The sequence below is a fragment of the Mesorhizobium sp. WSM4832 genome (assembly GCF_055811115.1).
In genome coordinates this window covers 16,799-34,402 of record NZ_JBVVQH010000014.1, presented here as the reverse complement: position 1 = coordinate 34,402, position 17,604 = coordinate 16,799, and the positions used below count along the sequence as shown (strand labels likewise).

At 64.2% G+C, this 17,604-nt stretch carries 18 protein-coding genes; 6 read left to right on the top strand and 12 right to left on the bottom strand.

Translation table 11 applies throughout. The annotated features are described in order from the left end of the window. Nucleotides 1-7: 7 nt before the first annotated feature. The 6 genes from AC0L2L_RS19820 to AC0L2L_RS19795 form a co-directional block, all read right to left on the bottom strand. Complete coding sequence (locus tag AC0L2L_RS19820) at nucleotides 8-862, bottom strand: ABC transporter ATP-binding protein (protein ID WP_473580434.1); 855 nt, start codon at nucleotides 860-862, stop codon at nucleotides 8-10. A 282-nt stretch (nucleotides 863-1,144) separates the two neighbouring features. After that, entirely contained in the window at nucleotides 1,145-2,158 is a 1,014-nt protein-coding gene (locus tag AC0L2L_RS19815) for an ABC transporter substrate-binding protein (protein WP_473580432.1), read from the bottom strand. Between the two features lie 136 nt (nucleotides 2,159-2,294). Beyond that, nucleotides 2,295-3,071, bottom strand: coding sequence for a 4-hydroxy-tetrahydrodipicolinate reductase (gene dapB, locus AC0L2L_RS19810; protein ID WP_473580430.1), 777 nt, complete (start codon nucleotides 3,069-3,071; stop codon nucleotides 2,295-2,297). A gap of 61 nt (nucleotides 3,072-3,132) precedes the next feature. After that, nucleotides 3,133-3,942, bottom strand: a complete 810-nt coding sequence (gene speB, locus AC0L2L_RS19805) for an agmatinase (protein ID WP_473580428.1) — start codon at nucleotides 3,940-3,942, stop codon at nucleotides 3,133-3,135. An 87-nt stretch (nucleotides 3,943-4,029) separates the two neighbouring features. Then, nucleotides 4,030-6,150: a molybdopterin oxidoreductase family protein gene (locus AC0L2L_RS19800; protein WP_473580426.1), complete on the bottom strand. Its 2,121-nt coding sequence runs from the start codon at nucleotides 6,148-6,150 to the stop codon at nucleotides 4,030-4,032. 234 nt (nucleotides 6,151-6,384) lie between these two features. Beyond that, nucleotides 6,385-8,262, bottom strand: a complete 1,878-nt coding sequence (locus AC0L2L_RS19795; RefSeq protein WP_473580425.1) for an ABC-F family ATP-binding cassette domain-containing protein — start codon at nucleotides 8,260-8,262, stop codon at nucleotides 6,385-6,387. A gap of 104 nt (nucleotides 8,263-8,366) precedes the next feature. Here AC0L2L_RS19795 and AC0L2L_RS19790 point away from each other — a divergent pair, with 104 nt between their 5' ends. The 3 genes from AC0L2L_RS19790 (at nucleotide 8,367) to AC0L2L_RS19780 (ending at nucleotide 10,232) form a co-directional block, all read left to right on the top strand. After that, entirely contained in the window at nucleotides 8,367-8,654 is a 288-nt protein-coding gene (locus AC0L2L_RS19790) for a hypothetical protein (protein WP_473580423.1), read from the top strand. 358 nt (nucleotides 8,655-9,012) lie between these two features. After that, a complete protein-coding gene (locus tag AC0L2L_RS19785) occupies nucleotides 9,013-9,735 on the top strand; it encodes a lysozyme inhibitor LprI family protein (protein WP_473580421.1) in 723 nt (240 codons plus the stop codon). Between the two features lie 296 nt (nucleotides 9,736-10,031). Then, complete coding sequence (locus tag AC0L2L_RS19780; RefSeq protein ID WP_473580419.1) at nucleotides 10,032-10,232, top strand: hypothetical protein; 201 nt, start codon at nucleotides 10,032-10,034, stop codon at nucleotides 10,230-10,232. A 162-nt stretch (nucleotides 10,233-10,394) separates the two neighbouring features. On the opposite strand, the gene AC0L2L_RS19775 is transcribed toward AC0L2L_RS19780, so the two are convergent. The 4 genes from AC0L2L_RS19775 to AC0L2L_RS19760 form a co-directional block, all read right to left on the bottom strand. Continuing rightward, on the bottom strand, nucleotides 10,395-10,835 hold the full coding sequence (locus AC0L2L_RS19775) for a Ros/MucR family transcriptional regulator (RefSeq protein WP_473580417.1): 441 nt from the start codon (nucleotides 10,833-10,835) through the stop codon (nucleotides 10,395-10,397). Between the two features lie 355 nt (nucleotides 10,836-11,190). Beyond that, nucleotides 11,191-11,403, bottom strand: a complete 213-nt coding sequence (locus AC0L2L_RS19770) for a hypothetical protein (RefSeq protein WP_473580415.1) — start codon at nucleotides 11,401-11,403, stop codon at nucleotides 11,191-11,193. Further along, a complete protein-coding gene (locus AC0L2L_RS19765) occupies nucleotides 11,393-12,490 on the bottom strand; it encodes a DMT family transporter (protein WP_473580413.1) in 1,098 nt (365 codons plus the stop codon). Before AC0L2L_RS19765 ends, AC0L2L_RS19770 begins: the two co-directional genes overlap by 11 nt. Further along, nucleotides 12,490-13,323 carry a hypothetical protein gene (locus AC0L2L_RS19760; protein WP_473580412.1) on the bottom strand — a complete coding sequence of 278 codons (834 nt, stop codon included), beginning with the start codon at nucleotides 13,321-13,323 and terminating at the stop codon, nucleotides 12,490-12,492. The genes AC0L2L_RS19765 and AC0L2L_RS19760 overlap by 1 nt, the downstream gene beginning before the upstream one ends. 113 nt (nucleotides 13,324-13,436) lie before the next feature. Between AC0L2L_RS19760 and AC0L2L_RS19755 the strand changes: the two genes are divergently transcribed. After that, nucleotides 13,437-14,405, top strand: a complete 969-nt coding sequence (locus AC0L2L_RS19755; RefSeq protein WP_473580410.1) for a LysR substrate-binding domain-containing protein — start codon at nucleotides 13,437-13,439, stop codon at nucleotides 14,403-14,405. 35 nt (nucleotides 14,406-14,440) lie between these two features. On the opposite strand, the gene AC0L2L_RS19750 is transcribed toward AC0L2L_RS19755, so the two are convergent. Next, nucleotides 14,441-14,563, bottom strand: a complete 123-nt coding sequence (locus tag AC0L2L_RS19750) for a hypothetical protein (RefSeq protein WP_473580408.1) — start codon at nucleotides 14,561-14,563, stop codon at nucleotides 14,441-14,443. A gap of 261 nt (nucleotides 14,564-14,824) precedes the next feature. Further along, nucleotides 14,825-15,001, bottom strand: a complete 177-nt coding sequence (locus AC0L2L_RS19745; RefSeq protein ID WP_473580406.1) for a hypothetical protein — start codon at nucleotides 14,999-15,001, stop codon at nucleotides 14,825-14,827. A 143-nt stretch (nucleotides 15,002-15,144) separates the two neighbouring features. On the opposite strand from AC0L2L_RS19745, the gene AC0L2L_RS19740 reads away from it, so the two are divergent. Together AC0L2L_RS19740 and AC0L2L_RS19735 are read left to right on the top strand one after the other, a co-directional pair. Further along, nucleotides 15,145-15,312: a hypothetical protein gene (locus tag AC0L2L_RS19740; protein ID WP_473580404.1), complete on the top strand. Its 168-nt coding sequence runs from the start codon at nucleotides 15,145-15,147 to the stop codon at nucleotides 15,310-15,312. Between the two features lie 91 nt (nucleotides 15,313-15,403). After that, on the top strand, nucleotides 15,404-17,485 hold the full coding sequence (locus AC0L2L_RS19735; protein WP_473580402.1) for an ATP-dependent helicase: 2,082 nt from the start codon (nucleotides 15,404-15,406) through the stop codon (nucleotides 17,483-17,485). The last annotated feature ends 119 nt before the right edge of the window (nucleotides 17,486-17,604 follow it).

Genomic DNA, 17,604 nt, shown 5'->3' with positions numbered 1-17,604 from the left:
CCTCCTCTCAATGGCCGGTCTGGAGGCCACGGCTCTGGCCGAGCTGCACTTCCTCGCGCAGATCGTTCCAGATCACCTTGGCGATCTCGATGAATTTCGGATCGTAGCGGATGTCGGCCATCACGCGCGGGCGCGGCAGGTCGATGCGGTAGACGCTCTTCACCGTGCCCGGGCCGGCGGTGAGCACATAGACCTTGTCGGCCAGCGCCACCGCTTCCTCGAGGTCATGGGTGACGAAGACGACGGAGGATTTGAGGCCCGACCAGAGGCCGAGTAGTTCGTCCTGCATGGCGGTGCGGGTCTGCATGTCGAGCGCGCTGAACGGCTCGTCCATCAGCAGGATCTTGGGCTGGTTGATGAAGGTCTGGGCAAGCGCCACGCGCTTGCGCATGCCGCCCGAGAGCTGGTGCGGATAGTGCTTCTCGAACCGCGAAAGGCCGACGCGGCCGATCCAGTCGTGCGCCTTCTCGTAGGCTTCTCTCTTCGGCGTGCCACGGAAGAGCGGGCCGGCGGCGACATTGTCGACGACGCTGCGCCAGGGAAACAGCGCATCGGCCTGGAAGACGAAGCCGATGTCGCGGCTGATGTCGGTGACCGGACTGCCCATGACGCGGACATTGCCGGTGGTGGGCCGCAGCAGTCCGGTGACGAGGTTGAGCGTGGTCGACTTGCCGCAGCCGGTTGGCCCGACAACACAGGCGAACTCGCCGCGCGCTACCGTCATGGTGAAATCGCGGATCGCCGTCATCATGTGGCCATCGGGCGTGACGAAGCGCAGCGTCACATCGTCGATGGCGATCGCGGCATCGGCCGGCGGCGCGGCGGGAGACAATTTCTCGGCCGCCATGGTCTGCGATTGCATGACACACTCCTGTCGTGGTGGCGCGTTGATGCCGGGGTGCAAGCCCGTGGGCCTGCCGTGCGTCGGCATCCGGAAAGGCGCCGCTGCCGAATTGATTCAGGCAGCCGGCGCAAGTCGTTGTTCTCTAGAGCGGTTCGCCGTTTCACGCCGAACCGCTCTATCTCTTCGATTTACGCAATTCCGGAGGGAAGGTTACGGCGAAGACGCCGAACTTAACCGTTTCACACTTGCCTGGAATTGCTCCGAGGGCGGACCGATCGGCGCGCCCTCGCCTGCCGGCGCTTATTTCGCCGCGTCGACAAATTCGGTCGTGTAGGTCTTCGACAGGTCGATCTGCTTGCCTTGCAGACTCTTGGAGAAGGTCGAGAGAACCTTCAGCACCGTTTCCGGGCCATCGGCGGGCATGCGGCCGTCAGGCGTGAACATCGCCTTGCCGCCGGCGAGGCCCTGCACATAGAGGTCCTTATTGCCGGCGTAATAGTCCTTCGGCATCTTGTCGGCGATCTCTTCGGCCGAATGGCCGGCGATGAACTTCATCGTCTTGACGAAGGCGTTGGCGAGCTTCTGCGCCTCTTCCTTATGGCCCTCGACCCAGCTCGACTGGACGTAGAAAGAGGCCGCCGGGTAGTCGCCGCCCAGCGCTGCCTTGGTCTTTTCGGGCGTGCGCATGTCGACCAGCACGCTCGCCTCGCCGGTCTGGAGCAGCTTCGCGATGGTCGGCTCGGTGGTCATGCCGGCCTGGATCTGGTCCTGCTTGACGGCGGCGATGAAGGTGTTGCCGGCGCCGACCGGAAGCAGCGTGTAGTCGCCTGGCTTCAGGCCGCCGCGAACGGCGAGATACTGGGTCAGGAAATCGGTCGAGGAACCGAGGCCGGTGACGCCGAGCGTGGCGCCCTTGAAGTCGGCCGGCGACTTGATCTCCGGGTGCTTGGCCGAAACCAGCTCGACCTCGCCCGGCGCCTGGCTGAACTGCACGATCGACTGGATGTATTTGCCCTTCGACTGCAGGTCGACGGTGTGGTCGTAGAAGCCGACGACGCCCTGCACGGCGCCGGCCAGCAACTCGTTCTCGGCCTCGACGCCGGCGCGGGAGTTCACCAACTCCACGTCCAGCCCCTCATCCTTGAAGTAGCCAAGCTGCTGGGTGAGCACGGCCGGCAGATAGATCTGCTTTTCCATGCCGCCGACTATGATGGTGATCTTGTCCGCCGCCGAAGCCGACGATGCGCCCGCGCCAACCACGGCAAGCGTCAGCAGCGCGGAACGCAGGGCGCGTTTAGAGATGAAACCGGTCACGTAACTTCCTCCACGTGGGCGACGCGCCGTGCAAGCTGCGCCGCATTCCTCCTTGTCGGCCCCTCCTGGACCGGTCACGGCAAACGCCGCGACGCTGTCATGGCATGCCCAAGCTTTCAGCTGGCTTTCAGCCTTTTTAGCGATCGCCAAATCCCAGCACATCGCGCATGTCGTATTCGCCCGGCGGGCGTCCGGCGACCCAGAGTGCGGCCGCGATGGCGCCGCGCGCGAACATCGAGCGGTCGCCGGCGGCGTGCGAGAGCGTGAGTGTCTCGCCTTCGGTGAGGAAGCTGACGCTGTGCTCGCCGACGACGCTGCCGCCGCGCAGCACCGCGAAACCGATCTCGCCTGCATTGCGCGTACCGATGAGACCATCGCGGGTGCGCTTGGCCACATCGTCCAGCCTGACTCCGCGCCCATGCGCCGCCGCTTCGCCGAGCATCAGCGCCGTGCCCGACGGCGCGTCGACCTTCATGCGATGATGCGCTTCGAAAACTTCGACGTCGCAATCGTCAGGGCCAAGCGCCCTCGCCGCCTGCTCCACCAGGCCGGTCAGCATAATGAGCCCCAGCGAGTAGCTGCCGGAGCGCACGATGGCGATTTTCTTGGCGGCGTCGGCGACCGCGGCCAGCTCCGGCTCGCTGAAGCCGGTCGAACCGACCACCAGCGCGGGGCCACCGCGGGCCGCGCAGGCTTTCGCCAGCTCGACTGACGCGGCCGGCGTAGTGAAATCGATGACCACATCGGCAAGCGCCAGAGCCTCGTTACGCTCGACCAGCCCCTCGCCCGCGCTGCCCGGCCGGTGGAAGCGGGCAATGAGCTCCAGCCGCGGATCGGCAAGTATTGTCTCCGCCATCTGCCGGCCCATGCGGCCGAGCGCGCCGGCTATGGCGATCTTGAGCGGTTGGGGCATGGTGATCCTGTGGAAAGCCGAGTCGGAACAATCGTCTAGCACGCCGCCTTGGCAAATTGATTCAACTGGCGGGCGCGCCGTTGGTCTTCAGCATCATGCCAGCAATCTCCTTGACCAGCTTGGCCGCGACCAGCGCCGTCACGTTGGAGAGGTCCTGGCGCGGATTGTATTCGACGACGTCGGCGGCGACTATTGGCTGGTCTATTCCCTGGATCAGCCCGATTACCTGTCGGGTGGTGAAGCCGCCCGGTTCACGGTGGGAGATGCCGGGAGCGAAGGCCGGATCGAGGGCGTCGATATCCATCGAGATATAGACCGGCGTCTCGAGGTCGAGTTGCAAGCCTTCCCTGAAATGCCGCATCTCCACGACCTCGACCCCGAAGCGCTTGAACTGGTCGCGATGGTGATCGTTGACGGTGCGAAGCCCGATCTGGATCAGCCGGTCGGCCAGCGTCTCCTCCATGATGCGGGCAAAGGGCGATGTGTGCGAGCGCGGGTTGTCGTCATAGGAGTGGTAGATGTCCGGATGCGCGTCGATATGGACGATCGTCAAGCTCGGATGGCGGCGGCGCACCGCGCGCAGCACCGGCCAGGAGATCGCATGGTCGCCGCCGACCGAGATCAGCGGGTGGCCGGCATCGAGCGCGCGGTCGACCTCGTTCTCGATCCGCTGCCACGGATCGCCGGCTTGCGCGAAATCGATGTCGCCGTGATCGACGAAGCGATCCGTCAGGTCGAAGCCGGTCTCGGTCCAGGAACTGTAGGCGTCGCTCGCGAGTTCGCGCCGGATCAGCGGCGGCGCCTCGGCCGGCCCGCGCAGATAGGACGAGTTCTCGTCATGCGGAATGCCCAGAAGCGAGACCTTGGCCACGACATCCTCCCATATCACTGGAAACCGGTGCATCTGTAGACGCGGGAGCTGGCCGGCGCGACCTGAGGCGCTTGGGCCAGGTGACAACTATGCGTTCAGCTCTTGTACCTTGCGCAGCCACACCTTGTTGTCGTGGACGGCGGCGCCGCCATAGGGCGCGGGCGCATCGGCGCCGGTCAGCACGTTGATGCCTTCGCCGCGCTCATGCGCGCTGTTCGGCCAGATGCCTTCCGCTATCACCACGCCGCGCTTCACGCCGTCGAAGAACCTGGCGTGCAGCACCACGTCGCCGCGCCGGTTGCCGACCTCGACGCGGCCGCCATCCTTTATGCCGAGCGCCGCCGCATCTTGCGGATGGAGCAGCAACTCCGGCCTGCCTTCCTTGGCCTTCGACACCGGCGTCTCGGCAAAGCTGGAATTGAGGAAGTTGCGCGCCGGCGAGGTCGCCAGCCGGAACGGATGCTCCTCGTCCGCGACCTCGATCAGCTCGACATGGTCGGGGAATTCCGGCAGCCGCTCGACCGGGCCGAACAGGCCCATGCTCTTCGGCGGCCGGTTGGGCGCCGACTGCCCGGTCCAGTTGGGCCGGAAGTGGAATTTCTTGTCGGCATGGCCGAAGCCGTTGATGAAATGCGCGTCGTCGAAGTCGGGCTGCAGGTCGACCCACTTCTGTTCCTTCAGGCTGTCGAAGCTGCCAAGCCCGCGCTTGCCGAGGATGATGTCGATATGCTCCTTCTCGGTCAGGCCGAAGCCTGGACGGTCGCCGACGCCGAGCCGCTTGCCGAGCTCCTCATTGACGTAATGGTTGGTGCGCGGTCCTTCCGGCGGCTCGATCAGCTTGGGGCCAAGCGTGATGTGTTGGTTGCCGCCGCCCTTGTAGATGTCGTCATGCTCCAAAAACATCGTCGCCGGCAGCACGACATCGGCGAGCTTGGCCGTATCGGTCATGAACTGCTCGTGCACGCAGGTGAACAGGTCCTCGCGCAGAAAACCCTGCTTCACCAGCCGCTGCTCCGGCGCGACATTCGCCGGATTGGTGTTCTGGATCAGCATCGCCGTCACCGGCGGACCGCCGTAGAGCGCGTCCGCAGCACCTGTCAGCACCGGGCCGATGCGCGAATGGTCGAGATAGCGCACCTTCGGGTCGCGCATCGCGGTGCCTTCGAGCACGTCCTGGTTCAGCTTGAAGATGCCCGAATTGGAATGAAAGGCGCCGCCGCCCTCATACTGCCAGGCGCCGATGACGGCGGCGATGCAGGAAGCGGCGTGCATGTTGACCGAGCCGTTGCGCTGGCGGGCGAAGCCATAGCCAAGGCGGAAATAGGTTTTCTTGGTCGTGCCGACGAGCCAGGCGAAAGCTTCGATCTCGGCGACGGTCAGTCCAGTGATGGCGGACGCCCATTGCGGCGTGCGCGTTTTCAGATGTTCTTCCAAACCGCGCGGATCGTCGGTGTATTTTTCGAGATAGGCGCGATCGGCCATGCCGTCGCGGAACAGCACATGCATGACCGCGCAGGCGAGCGCGCCGTCGGTGCCGGGTTTCAGCACCAGGCCGAGATCGGCCTGCTTCATCGTGGCGTTGTCGTAGATGTCGACCACCACGATCTTCGCGCCACGTTCCTTCCGCGCCCTCATCGCGTGGGTCATCACATTGACCTGGGTGACCACGGCATTGGTGCCCCAGATCACCACGCAATCGGATTTCGCCATCTCGCGCGGATCGGGGCCGCGCAAGGCGCCCGCCCCCATCATCCAGCCGGTCCAGGCGAGATTGGTGCAGATCGAGCCAAAGAAGCCTGAATATTTCTTCGCGTGGCGCAGCCGTTCGATGCCGTCACGCTGCACCAGCCCCATCGTGCCGGCATAGAAATAGGGCCAGACTGTCTCGGAACCGTATCTTTCCTCCGCGGCGATGAACTTCTCCGCCACGAGGTCGAGCGCGGCTTCCCAGCTCGCTTCCTTCCAGGCGCCCTCCCCCTTGGCCCCGGCACGCACCAGCGGCTTCAGCAGCCGGTCGGGATGGTGGACGCGATCGGCATAGCGCGCGACCTTGGCGCAGACGACACCGGCCGTATAGCTGTTCGCCTTGGCGCCATGCACGCGGCCGATGCGATTTGCATCGAGCAGCTCGACCTCGAGCGCGCAGGTGGATGGGCAGTCATGCGGACAGGCCGAATGGCCGATCCGGAGCTTGGCGTGCTGGTTCATGCGGGGTGTTTAGCGGGTTTTGGCGGAGAGGTGTAGGGCCAGAGACAATTAGCCAATCTCCCCCCTTGTGGGGGAGATGGCCGGCAGGCCAGAGGGGGGCGCGACGCAACGCGGCCTTGGAGATGCCTACTCTGGCCAACGGCAGTTGATCGCGTAACAAGCTGACAGGCTGGCGGGACAGCGCCCCCCTCTGCCCTGCCGGGCATCTCCCCCACAAGGGGGGAGATCAGCTAATCACTCCGCGATCCCTTCCTCGTACTCAGCCGACATGGTCAGCCACTTGTCCTCGTTCTGCGCCAGCGTGTGCGCCAGCTGCGAGCGCTCCTTGGCGAGCCGCGTCGCGGTCGAGGGGTCCTTCTCGTAGATGGCCGGGTTGGCGAGCTCGTCCTCGATCAGGTCCATGCGCTTGCGGATGCGGTCCATCAGCGCCTCGGTGGCGCGGATTTCCTTGGCCAAAGGTTCGAGCGCGGCCCGGCGCTGGGCGGCCTCGCGGCGGCGGTCGGCCTTGGACGCCTTGTCCGCGTCCTTCTGCTCGCGGCGGTTGGACGAAACGCCGGTGACCAGCGTCTTATAGTCCTCCAGGTCCCCGTCATAGGGATTGACCGCGCCGTCCTTGACCAGCCACAGCCGGTCGGCGGTGGCTTCGAGCAGATGCCGGTCGTGCGAGATCAGGATCACCGCGCCCGGGAAATCGTTCAGTGCATGGATCAGCGATTCACGGCTGTCGATGTCGAGGTGGTTGGTCGGCTCGTCGAGGATGAAGAGGTTCGGGCCCTCGAAGGCGGACAGGCCCATCAGCAGCCTCGCCTTCTCGCCGCCGGAGAGATCCCTTGCGGCGGTGTTCATCTTCTCGGTCGTCAGCCCGAACTGGGCGACGCGGGCGCGCACCTTGGCTTCCGGCGCATCCGGCATCAGCCGGCGTACATGCTCATAGGCATTCTCCTCGGGACGAAGGTCATCGAGCTGGTGCTGGGCGAAGATCGCCACCTTCAGCCCCGGCGCGACGGTCATCGAGCCGGTCTCGGCCTTCAGCCGGCCGGCGAGCAGCTTGGCAAAGGTCGACTTGCCGTTGCCGTTGGCGCCGAGCAGCGCGATGCGATCGTCGGCATCTATGCGCAGCGTCATCTTCTTCAGGATCGGGCTGCCCTCGGCGTAGCCGACATTGACGCCGTTCAGCGCCACGATCGGCGAGGCCACCGTCTTCACCGGCTCGGGGAAGGAGAACGGCCGCACCGTGTCGTTCACCACAGCGGCGATCGGCTTCAATTTCTCCAGCGCCTTCAGGCGCGACTGCGCCTGCCTGGCCTTGGAAGCCTTGGCGCGAAAACGCTCGACGAAGGACTCCATATGCTTGCGCTGCGTTTCCTGCTTGGCGCGGCTCTTCTCCTGCAGCTCGCGCTGCTCGGTGAGCTGGCGCTCGAACTGGTCGTAGCCGCCGCGCCAGAAGGTCAGCCTCTTCTGGTCGAGATGGACAATCGAATTGACGGCGCGGTTGAGCAGGTCGCGGTCGTGCGAGATCAAGAGCACCGTGTGCGGATATTTGGAGACGTAGTTCTCCAGCCAGAGCGTGCCTTCGAGGTCGAGATAATTGGTCGGCTCGTCGAGCAGCAGAAGGTCGGGCTCGGAGAAGAGCACGGCCGCCAGCGCGACGCGCATGCGCCAGCCGCCGGAGAAGGACGAGGCCGGCCGCCTCTGCGCGGCATCGTCGAAGCCGAGGCCGGCAAGGATGGTAGCAGCGCGCGATTCGGCGGAATGCGCATCGATGTCAGCCAGCCGCGTGTGTATCTCGGCGATGCGGTGCGGATCGGTCGCGGTCTTCTCTTCTTCAAACAAAGCCTGGCGCTCGACATCGGCTTTCAGCACGATCTCGATCAACGGCTCCTCGGTACCCGGCGCTTCCTGCGCCACCTGGCCGATGCGCGTGCTTTTCGGCAGGCTGATCGAGCCGGTCTCCGATGGGAAATCGCCTGTGATCGCCTTGAACAGCGTCGTCTTGCCGGTGCCGTTGCGGCCGACGAGACCGGCCTTGGTACCGGCCGGCAGGGTCAGCGAGGCATGATCGAGAAGCAGCCGCCCCGCCATGCGCAGCGTAAGATCGTTGATGATAAGCATAAGCGGGCTTTTGCACGGGACGTCGGCGCTTCGCAAGAGCCATGGCACGGATACCGGCAGAGCCGACGAGGGAACCAGTTGCCGGCCGGAGCGTTGTGTAGCCCGTGATCCGCTATCTCGCCCTCGCCTTCATCTTCTTCCAGGTCGCCACGACAACCGCGTTGGCGACGCAGGTGGTTTTGTTCGAGAGCGACACGGCTCAAATTGCTCTTCCAGTCGAATCCATGGGCGGGGCGCCGACACAGCCAATCTCCCTCCTTGCGGGGGAGATGGCCGGTCAACCCTCCGAAGCTGCAGCGCAGCTGCCGCGAAGGACGGGCAGGCCAGAGGGGGGCGCGACGCAGCACCTGCTGATCCAAATCGACAGCAACCCGGCCGTCGTCCATGAATGACTGGGAGGCTGGCGGGACCGCGCCCCCTCTGTCCCCTTGAGGCAGGGCGATCGCATATGAGTTTTACGAAGAGGACCCCACCCTAACCCTCCTGTACAGACCGGGGACATCGCGAACAGGTGTGCGAGGACATCGCGAACAGTTTGCGCGGTTTGCGCGAGGGAGTTCGGGATGCCATTGGAGGCCAGAAGCGTGATGAGCCGGAAAGTAGAGTTCGTGAGGTTGTTCGCTCGTCCGCTTTCGCCAATCACCGGTCATACTTTGCTTGCCACGTCGCCGGTTTGGCGTTGATCGCCGCTATTGTCTCAACCTATGCTGGCGTGCGCGGCGGGGTCGATTCAAACAGAGGGCAGATCAGATGCCGGGCAAGACCTCGCTCCTTTCGGCCTCGCTGGTTGTCGCGATTTTCGCAGGCGCCGCCGGGCTAGCTATGCTTCTCACCACACCCACGGCCCGCGCGGCGGCCATCGACTGCGCGGCGGCGAAGACGCAAGCCGACCTTGCCACCTGCACGGCCAACGATGCGGCCTCGGCCGACACGGCGCTCAATGCAGTCTACAAGGCGCTGGCGGGGCGTCTCGCTCCCGCCGACCTCGAGCGCCTGCGGGCGGCGCAGCGCGCCTGGATCCCGTTCCGCGACAAGGAATGCGCCTTCCGTACCCAGCCCTATGCCGATGGCTCGATCTATTCGAGCCTGGTCGGGGTTTGCAAGGCGGAGCTGACCAAGACGAGGCTGGCGCAGTTGCAGCACCAGTTGCAGTGTCCGGAAGGCGACCTCTCCTGCGTGCCGCAAACCGGCGGCGCCTCGCCTGCGAAGATTGCGCCTGCGACGGCTGGCGCCGCGCCTGCGAAACCTGCCGCTGCACAGGCAAGCCAGAACGACACGCGGCCGTGCCTACAATCGGCGGGCAAGGCGAAATCGGACCAGTATGTCTCGCAATGCATCCAGGTGTCGCCGGCGACGCACCCGCCTTGCAATGGGCAGAACGCCTGCAGCATGATGATCGATGAGATCAAGCGCGGCTGCGCCATGATCGGCAACGACAACCCGCCCGCCTTCTGCTCCGCCTACAAGGACTGAGCGGCCCCGACCGCTCGCCGCCGTGGCGATCAACATTCCGTCGCGCAAGATCAACTCATCGTGTCAAGACCACCGCAAGTTCGCCTTTCGTCCAATATTAGTGCAACCAGACACGATACCACCAGAAAAGGGCGGCAAAATCTTCCAGACCAAGCTTTGATGCTTTTCAAAAATCGATTTCAGTTTTATCGCAAACCTGCAACCTTGTGGCTGCGCCGTGAGTCGTGAGTGGGCGCCAAAGATAAACTTGGCACAAACAGCTTGGCCCAATAACTTGGCCACATCAGGAGCTCACGATGGACGGAGCGGCCAACGATCTGCGAACGCTGAGATATGTCGCGGAGATCACGCGCAAGCTGGCCAAAATGCTCTCGCGCACCCGCTACCAGATGCTTGTCTATCTTCTTGAAATGACAGCGGTTGAAGCGGAGAACCTTGCGAGCGGACAGGATCCCAAACGCGCCCGGCCGGTCGAGCCACCTCGGGCCTGCGGCTAGAGCGTTTCACGGTTTCACGGAAACGGTGAAACGCTCCATCTCCTTGTTTTGACGCAATTGCGGACGGAAAGGGTGCGGCCACGTCCACAGAGGACTGGGCGGCTACCCCAGACAGTCGCGCCATGGCCATGGCGCGACTTCATTCGTTGCGGGAAGCATGCCTCAGGCCTTGACCTTGCGCTTGCCCTTGCTCGTGTCGCCGGCCGGCTTGCGGCCGAGGCCGGACGATTTGGCCAGCGCCGAGCGGGTAGCCGAATAGCTCGGCGCCACCATCGGATAGTCGGCGGGCAGACCCCATTTAGCGCGGTATTCGTCCGGCGTCAGGCCGTGATCGGTCGCAAGATGGCGCTTCAACGACTTGAACTTCTTTCCGTCCTCCAGGCAGACGATGTGGTCGGGAAAAACCGAGCGCTTCGGGTTGACGGCGGGCGTCAGCGCCACTGCCTCCTTGACGACGCTGCCGGTGGCGAGCTTGCGCACCGAGGCGCTGACGCTGGCGATCAGATCAGGCAGGCCGGAGGCCGGGAGCGGATTGTTGCCGACATAGGCCGAAACAATGTCGGCGGTCAGTTCGATTGCAGTTTTATCGTCGATGTTGGACAATTTTTTCACCTTCTGCTGGCTCTCAAGTGACCAGCTGTTTTAAGACTTTGGTCTTGGTATCGTATCGGACTAGTCCCCCAACGGACCGTCCAGAGTCAGTAAACGCACGAGACTCGATACGGGGGTGATGTTTCTATGCGGACTGCAAACGCGCAAGTTAGGAATTCTAATAGCTATAGCAATCGTTTTATAGCACAAGCGCTCGGCCTGGATGCGTAAAAGGCGCTATAGCACTTCGATTTTCCATGGAAGTTGCTGAAAAGTCGAAGTTCAGCCCAAGTTCCAGCACGGCAACGACAATCCGCCGGGCCGGACGATCGACCATGCGCGATTCGGCGGTCCCGTGGCAAATCGCTCACGTCGCGGAAGCGCTACGCCTGATATCCGCCGGCTGCTGGTCCGCCAGGATTTCCAGCACGCGCTTCCAGCGGGCGCAGCGGCCGAAGTCCTTCTGCTCGATAGCCTTTTCCGCCTTTATGGCCGCATAGAGCGGCGCCTCCGCGCCGAACTCCCTGATCAGCCAGTGCGCCTCCTGCCTGGCGCGGCGTTCGTCCTCGTCAACGACCATTTTGGGTCTCATCCCGGGTCTCCGTAGCTTCGAAGCCGACCGCAAGGCAACTGCCAATGACGAGGACGGTGCCGGCAACCGCCGTCGTCGACAGGCTTTCACCCGACAGGGTCAGCAGAAACGTGGAAGCGATCGGCGTCAGATAGGCGACGACAGCTATCCTGCCGCTGTGATCGAGCTTTGCAGCGCGTGACCAGAAATAGTAGCCGAGCCCCATCGGTCCAGCGCCGAGATAAAGGCCGAGCAGGAGATGCACGCCGGTTGGGCGCACAACGCCATCGTGCAGGCACCAGGCAAAGGTCAGCCCGACGCCGATCAGCGCCGAGGGCAAAAGCAGGCGCTCCGGCGCCACGGCAAGGCGGCCGACGGTGAGCGAGTAAAACGCCATGCAGAGCGCCGAGCCGAAAGCGGCGAAGTAGCCGACGAGGCTGCCGCCTTCGAACCAGGTCTGCGTGCGGCCGCCGGAAATCACCAGGGCGACGCCGACGAAGCCGAGTACCGCGGCGAGCCCGAGCAGCAGCGGACGGCGCGGCCGGCCAAGCAGGATGACCGCCGTGGCGGTCATAAGCGGCCAAGTATAGGCGACGAGGTTTGCCTCGATAACCGGCATCGAGGCGAAGCCGATATATTGCAGCACCATGGTGCCGACAAGGCCGATGAAGCCGACGGCATAGGCGGCAAGGATAGACCTACCCTTCTCCCCTTGTGGGAGAAGGTGGCCTCGCGAAGCGAGGTCGGATGAGGGGTGTTCCAGCGGAGTGAGAGGTTGGCGTTCCCTGGAACACCCCTCATCCGTCTCGACGCTGCGCGCCGATCCACCTTCTCCCCCTGGGGGAGAAGGGAGGAACTGGATCAGCGCAAACACCAGGGCCGCGCCGCAAAATTGCAGGAACTGCACTTGCGACACCGGATAGAGGGCAAGCAGCGCCCTGCCGACCAAGGCGTTGGTCGCCCACAGCGCCACGGCGGCGAGAGCGAAGGCCAGCGCCGCCCCGAGGGCGACGCCGGAACGGCTTCGGCTTTCCGGCACGACCGGACCGAGGCTCAGCGACACTGAAGGCTGGCGCTCGACCGGATCGTTGGTCATTACCAAGACTCCCTTGCCCCGCCGGGGACCGTCTCCGACGCCGGCTGCGGCACGGGATGCTCCTCGGCATGGCGGCGATAGGCGGGCAGTTGGTTGGTCCAGACATCCTCGGCCAGCTCGTTCACCCATGCACGGTCATGGTCGTTGTCGGCGGCGAGGTAGAACATTCGGTTGTCGTCGACATAGGGTTTGGTCGCCGAGCGCTGGTTGAGCACCAGCGTGACGCGCTCGCCAAGCTGGATCGGCGCGGTACGGTGGAGCACGCCCAGGAACTGGCCAAGCGTGGCATAGTTCGTCTTGTGGTCGATGCGCATGATCTTGTTGCGCGGCAGCTCGCGGCCGGATTCCAGGATCGAGCGGCCGGTCTCGGAATCGTCGCAATAGATTTCGAGATGACCGCCGATGAGTGGGTCGCTGATCGACAGTGGAATGAGCTCAGTCACCGGAACGCCATCGCAATGCCAATCGACCGCGCCGTCCTTTGGGTTCATGAAGGTGACGGTCGAGCCGACGATCGACAGTGGATACGGCTCGAGCTTGGTTGCCGTCATGTCGGACAGCCTTTCCAGGCGCAGCTTGTCGTGCAAAAGCTCCTTGATTTCCGGGATATAGCGGTCGGCGCCGGTGATAAAGGTGAGGTCGAGATGCTTGTGAACGGCATGGCTGGCCTTCAGCTTCAGGGCGGCTTCCTCGATGGCGGCAAGCAGAGCGGGGTCGTAACCATGACGATATTGGGCGACGCCGAAAGTCGACACTTTCCAGGAGGTTTCATGACCAATGATGGCCTCGCGGCTCATTGCACAGCGCAGATCGGGAATTGTATGGGCGTTCATTCTACTTTCTCCAAGGTGGGGGCAACACTTGGTAAACAGTCGATTAATTCAGCTCCCCCTGTAAATTTAGGAATGCTGGTGCTAGCGTAAGCCCAGCTTAAGGTCGAAACCCCGTGCGTCTGCTTAGTCAGGTCAACCTCAATTCGCTGAAAATCGTGGAGAGCGCCGCGAGGCACAGGAATTTCACGCGTGCGGGCGAAGAGCAGTTTATCACCGCTTCCGCCGTCAGCCAGAGGGTGAAGAGCCTGGAGGATCAGCTGCGCTTCAAGATCTTCGAACGCGGCGGCAATGCGGTGTCGCTGACGCCGGAGGGCGAGACCTATGTGGCGCGCGTGCGCGAGGCGCTGGAGCGCATCGTGGCGGCCAGCATGGAGGCAACCGGCCAGTCGCAGGCGCATGTGCTTCGCATCTGCGTGCTGCCGACTTTCGCGGCGCGCTGGCTGTTTCCGCGGATGTCGTCCTTCCAGCGGCAATATCCCGACATCGAGATGCGGGTGTCGACATCCTACGCCACGCATGAGTTCTCGACCTCGGAATACGATCTCGAGATCCGCTATGGCGACGGCAATTTCCCCGGCCTCACCGCGGAACTGCTGTTCAAGGAGGATTTGACGCCGGTGTGCAGCCGCAAGCTGTTTTACGAGGTGCTGGGCGACAAGCCGCTGTCGAAGGTGACGCCGGAAGACCTGCGCTATTTCACGCTGCTGCACTCCGACACCTGCACCCAGAACTGGCAGTCGTGGCTGGGCTTTGCCGGCGCGAGCTTCGTGCTTGGGCAGACCAGGAGCGTTTATTTCGATTCCTGCATGATGTCCTACGAAGCGGCCAATGCCGGCATGGGTTTTGCCGTCGCCAACCGCGCTTACATGGCAAGCGACATCCGCGCAGAACGGCTGGTGGCGCCCTTCGCGGTCCACCACCCCAACACGGCCGGCTGGTATTTCGTCAGCCCGATCAAGGCGCTCGGCGCGCGCAAGGTGGAACTGTTCAAACAGTGGATCGTGGCCGAGGCGGCGCTGACGCAGCGCCAGCTAGACATCGAGATCGCCGGCGGACAGCAGGCGATCGCGGCTGTGGCGTGAGGGTTGTCGCGACTGGCTGCCGAGACCCTCGTATGTCAGCCACCGTCGGCCGCCGCGATCAAGAGGAGTTCACGGTCGCTGGGGCGTTGCCGATGGTTGTACGCGGCCGTCCAGATGACCGGCCCGACGACGAAGGCGTTTGTCGCAACGGTTTTCATGGCTACCTCCGACGGCTCTCCAGCCAAGGCGGCATTGGGGCCTCGCGATGGTGGAGCCCTGCAGAATTTCAAGATTTTTCGGTGGTTTCTCCCGGACTGTAACCGGCTACCGCGATCGCACCATGACGTGGCGGAAAGACTCAGCTATCTTGGACTGTGCGGCGGGCCTGATTTCCCGCTTGGCCGGCGCTATCCAGCTTCCTCCCAAGCAGCGCCGGCCTTCTTCGTTTAAAGCCCGACGATGACTCGACCTGCCCTGCCTTACTGCTTCGGCGGGGTGCCTGGCTGATCGCCGCCGGTGGTCGATTTCGGCACCGGGTTCTTGTCGACCTGCGGGCTCTGGTCGACGGCGGGCGCCTTAGTCGGGGGGATGCTGTTGTCGCAGGCGGCGAGCACGAGCCCTGCCGCGGCAGCCAACAGCACAGGAAGCTTCTTCATGACGACCTCCTCTCGTTCGCCCCTTTTTATGCAGGGCAAACGAGGCGGCGGCGGTTTGGTTGCGTGGCGCGGTTTGGTTCGTTGGGGGAACCAACAGGCCCGCATCCGGTTGAGAGCCAATCGAACTGCATGAGGAGCTGGTCATGATCCGCCTGCTGATTACCGGGCTGTTGGCCTACACCGCCTATCGCGTCGCCGTTAGGATCATCGACGAGGTGCCCGGCGATGTCGCGCCACTGGACATGCCGGGCGATGAAAGGCGCACGCTGCGGCGCCAGTCGGCGAAGATGGGGGTCGAGCCGAAGCGGTAGTTCAGCTGTCTCGCCGGCTTTCGCCAACCACAAGCGCCAAGGGCGAGATCAGCTGTATTGCGAACAAAGCGGAAACGATGCTTGATGGGCGATGAACATCGCCGCTCGTGATTCGTCCTTCGAGGCGCCCGCCTATCTTGCCCGGCTGAACGACGAGCAGCGGCTGGCGGTTGTGCATGGCGACGGCAAGGTGGCGACGCCCCTGCTGGTGATCGCCGGAGCAGGCTCCGGCAAGACCAACACGCTGGCGCATCGCGTCGCCCATCTCATCGTCAAGGGCGCCGATCCGCGCCGTATCCTGTTGATGACGTTTTCGCGCCGCGCCGCCGCCGAGATGGCCAAGCGCGTCGAGCGCATCGCCGGCGAGGTGCTGGGACGCGACGCGGCGATCATCGCCGACGCGCTGGCCTGGGCCGGCACGTTCCACGGCATCGGCGCGAGGCTGTTGCGCGACTATGCCGAGCAGATCGGGCTCGATCCCGCCTTCACCATCCACGACCGCGAGGATTCGGCCGACCTGATGAACCTTGCCCGGCACGAGCTGGGGTTCTCGAAGACCGGAAGCCGTTTTCCGACCAAAAGCACCTGCCTGCAGATCTATTCGCGGGCGGTGAACGCGCAGGCGCCGCTGGGCGAAGTGCTGGGCTCGGCCTTTCCCTGGTGCTCAGGATGGGCTGACCAGTTGAAGGAGCTGTTTGCGGCTTATGTCGAAGCCAAGCAGGCGCAGAACGTGCTCGATTACGACGACCTTCTGCTCTACTGGGCGCAGATGGCGGCAGAGCCTGAGATCGCGGCGCATCTCGGCTCCCGCTTCGACCATGTGCTGGTCGACGAATACCAGGACACCAACCGGCTGCAGGCCTCGATCCTCCTGGCGCTGAAGCCGGACGGCGCCGGCCTCACCGTGGTCGGCGACGACGCGCAGTCGATCTATTCCTTCCGCGCCGCGGAAGTGCGCAACATCCTCGATTTCCCAAAACAGTTCGCGCAAGGCGCCGAGGTCGTCATGCTGGAGCGCAACTACCGCTCGACCGAGACGATCCTTGCCGCCGCCAACAAGGTGATCGGCGAGGCCAGCGAGCGCTTCACCAAGAACCTGTGGACCGAGCGCCGGTCCTCGCACAAGCCGCAGCTGGTCAGCGTGCGCGACGAGGCCGAGCAAGCGAACTATGTCTGCCAGGCGATCCTGGCCGAACGCGAGGCCGGCACGCCGCTGAAGGCGCAGGCGGTGCTCTTCCGCGCCTCGCACCATAGCGGGCCGCTGGAGGTGGAGCTGACGCGCCGCAACATCCCGTTCGTGAAATTCGGGGGTCTGAAATTCCTCGACGCCGCGCATGTGAAGGACATGCTGGCGATGCTGCGCTTCGCCGAGAATCCGCGCGACCGCGTCGCCGGTTTCCGCGTGCTGCAATTGATGCCCGGCATCGGGCCGTCCGCCGCCTCGCAGATCGTCGACGCGATGGCGACGTCGCTCGACGAGACGCTGGGCCTTGCCCGCTTCCGGCCGCCGCAGCGCGCCGCTGGAGACTGGCCGGTCTTCCTCGACATCTATGGCGGGCTGCGGACAGGTCCGAAATGGCCGGCCGACCTCGAGCGGATCCGGCTGTGGTACGAGCCGCATCTGGAACGCATCCATGAGGACGCCATCACGCGGCGGGCCGATCTGTTGCAGCTCGAGCAGATCGCCTCGACCTACCCGTCGCGCGAACGTTTCCTGACCGAGCTGACGCTCGATCCACCCGACGCCACCAGCGACCAGGCCGGGCCGCCGCATCGCGACGAGGACTATCTCATCCTTTCGACCATCCATTCGGCCAAGGGCCAGGAGTGGAAGAACGTGCTTGTGCTCAACACCGTCGACGGCTGTATCCCCGCCGATCTCGGTGTCGGCACCAAGGAGGACATCGAGGAGGAGCGCCGGCTGCTCTATGTGGCGATGACACGAGCCAAGGACAGCCTGCATCTCATCGTGCCGCAGCGCTTTTATCCGCACAACCAGGCGGCGCGTGGCGACCGCCACGTCTATGCCTCGCGCACCCGCTTCATCCCTGCATCGATGCTTGCGGCCTTCGAGCAGTCCTCCTGGGCGAGTGCCGCGCTCAAGGACGACCCGCGCCAGCGGCCGGGCGTCAAGGTCGACCTCGGCGCCCGCATGCGCGGCATGTGGAAATAGGCCACATCCGCGCTCGCGGCCGGCGACCGGAAATCGACGGTGGGGCAGGTCCATCGGGCTTCGCCTGAGCGGCCAGCGGGAACTTTCTACCGCGAAACGGGTTTTCTTTAGAAAATCCT

Coding starts and splice junctions, on each gene's coding strand:
- AC0L2L_RS19770 (WP_473580415.1), bottom strand. CDS start 11,403: ATGGTCGTTGACGAGGACGAACGCCGCGCCAGGCAGGAGGCGCACTGG.
- AC0L2L_RS19750 (WP_473580408.1), bottom strand. CDS start 14,563: ATGAAAACCGTTGCGACAAACGCCTTCGTCGTCGGGCCGGTCATCTGG.
- AC0L2L_RS19735 (WP_473580402.1), top strand. CDS start 15,404: ATGAACATCGCCGCTCGTGATTCGTCCTTCGAGGCGCCCGCCTATCTT.
- AC0L2L_RS19760 (WP_473580412.1), bottom strand. CDS start 13,323: ATGAACGCCCATACAATTCCCGATCTGCGCTGTGCAATGAGCCGCGAG.
- AC0L2L_RS19740 (WP_473580404.1), top strand. CDS start 15,145: ATGATCCGCCTGCTGATTACCGGGCTGTTGGCCTACACCGCCTATCGC.
- AC0L2L_RS19765 (WP_473580413.1), bottom strand. CDS start 12,490: ATGACCAACGATCCGGTCGAGCGCCAGCCTTCAGTGTCGCTGAGCCTC.
- AC0L2L_RS19785 (WP_473580421.1), top strand. CDS start 9,013: ATGCCGGGCAAGACCTCGCTCCTTTCGGCCTCGCTGGTTGTCGCGATT.
- AC0L2L_RS19795 (WP_473580425.1), bottom strand. CDS start 8,262: ATGCTTATCATCAACGATCTTACGCTGCGCATGGCGGGGCGGCTGCTT.
- dapB (WP_473580430.1), bottom strand. CDS start 3,071: ATGCCCCAACCGCTCAAGATCGCCATAGCCGGCGCGCTCGGCCGCATG.
- AC0L2L_RS19745 (WP_473580406.1), bottom strand. CDS start 15,001: ATGAAGAAGCTTCCTGTGCTGTTGGCTGCCGCGGCAGGGCTCGTGCTC.
- AC0L2L_RS19800 (WP_473580426.1), bottom strand. CDS start 6,150: ATGAACCAGCACGCCAAGCTCCGGATCGGCCATTCGGCCTGTCCGCAT.
- AC0L2L_RS19780 (WP_473580419.1), top strand. CDS start 10,032: ATGGACGGAGCGGCCAACGATCTGCGAACGCTGAGATATGTCGCGGAG.
- AC0L2L_RS19820 (WP_473580434.1), bottom strand. CDS start 862: ATGCAATCGCAGACCATGGCGGCCGAGAAATTGTCTCCCGCCGCGCCG.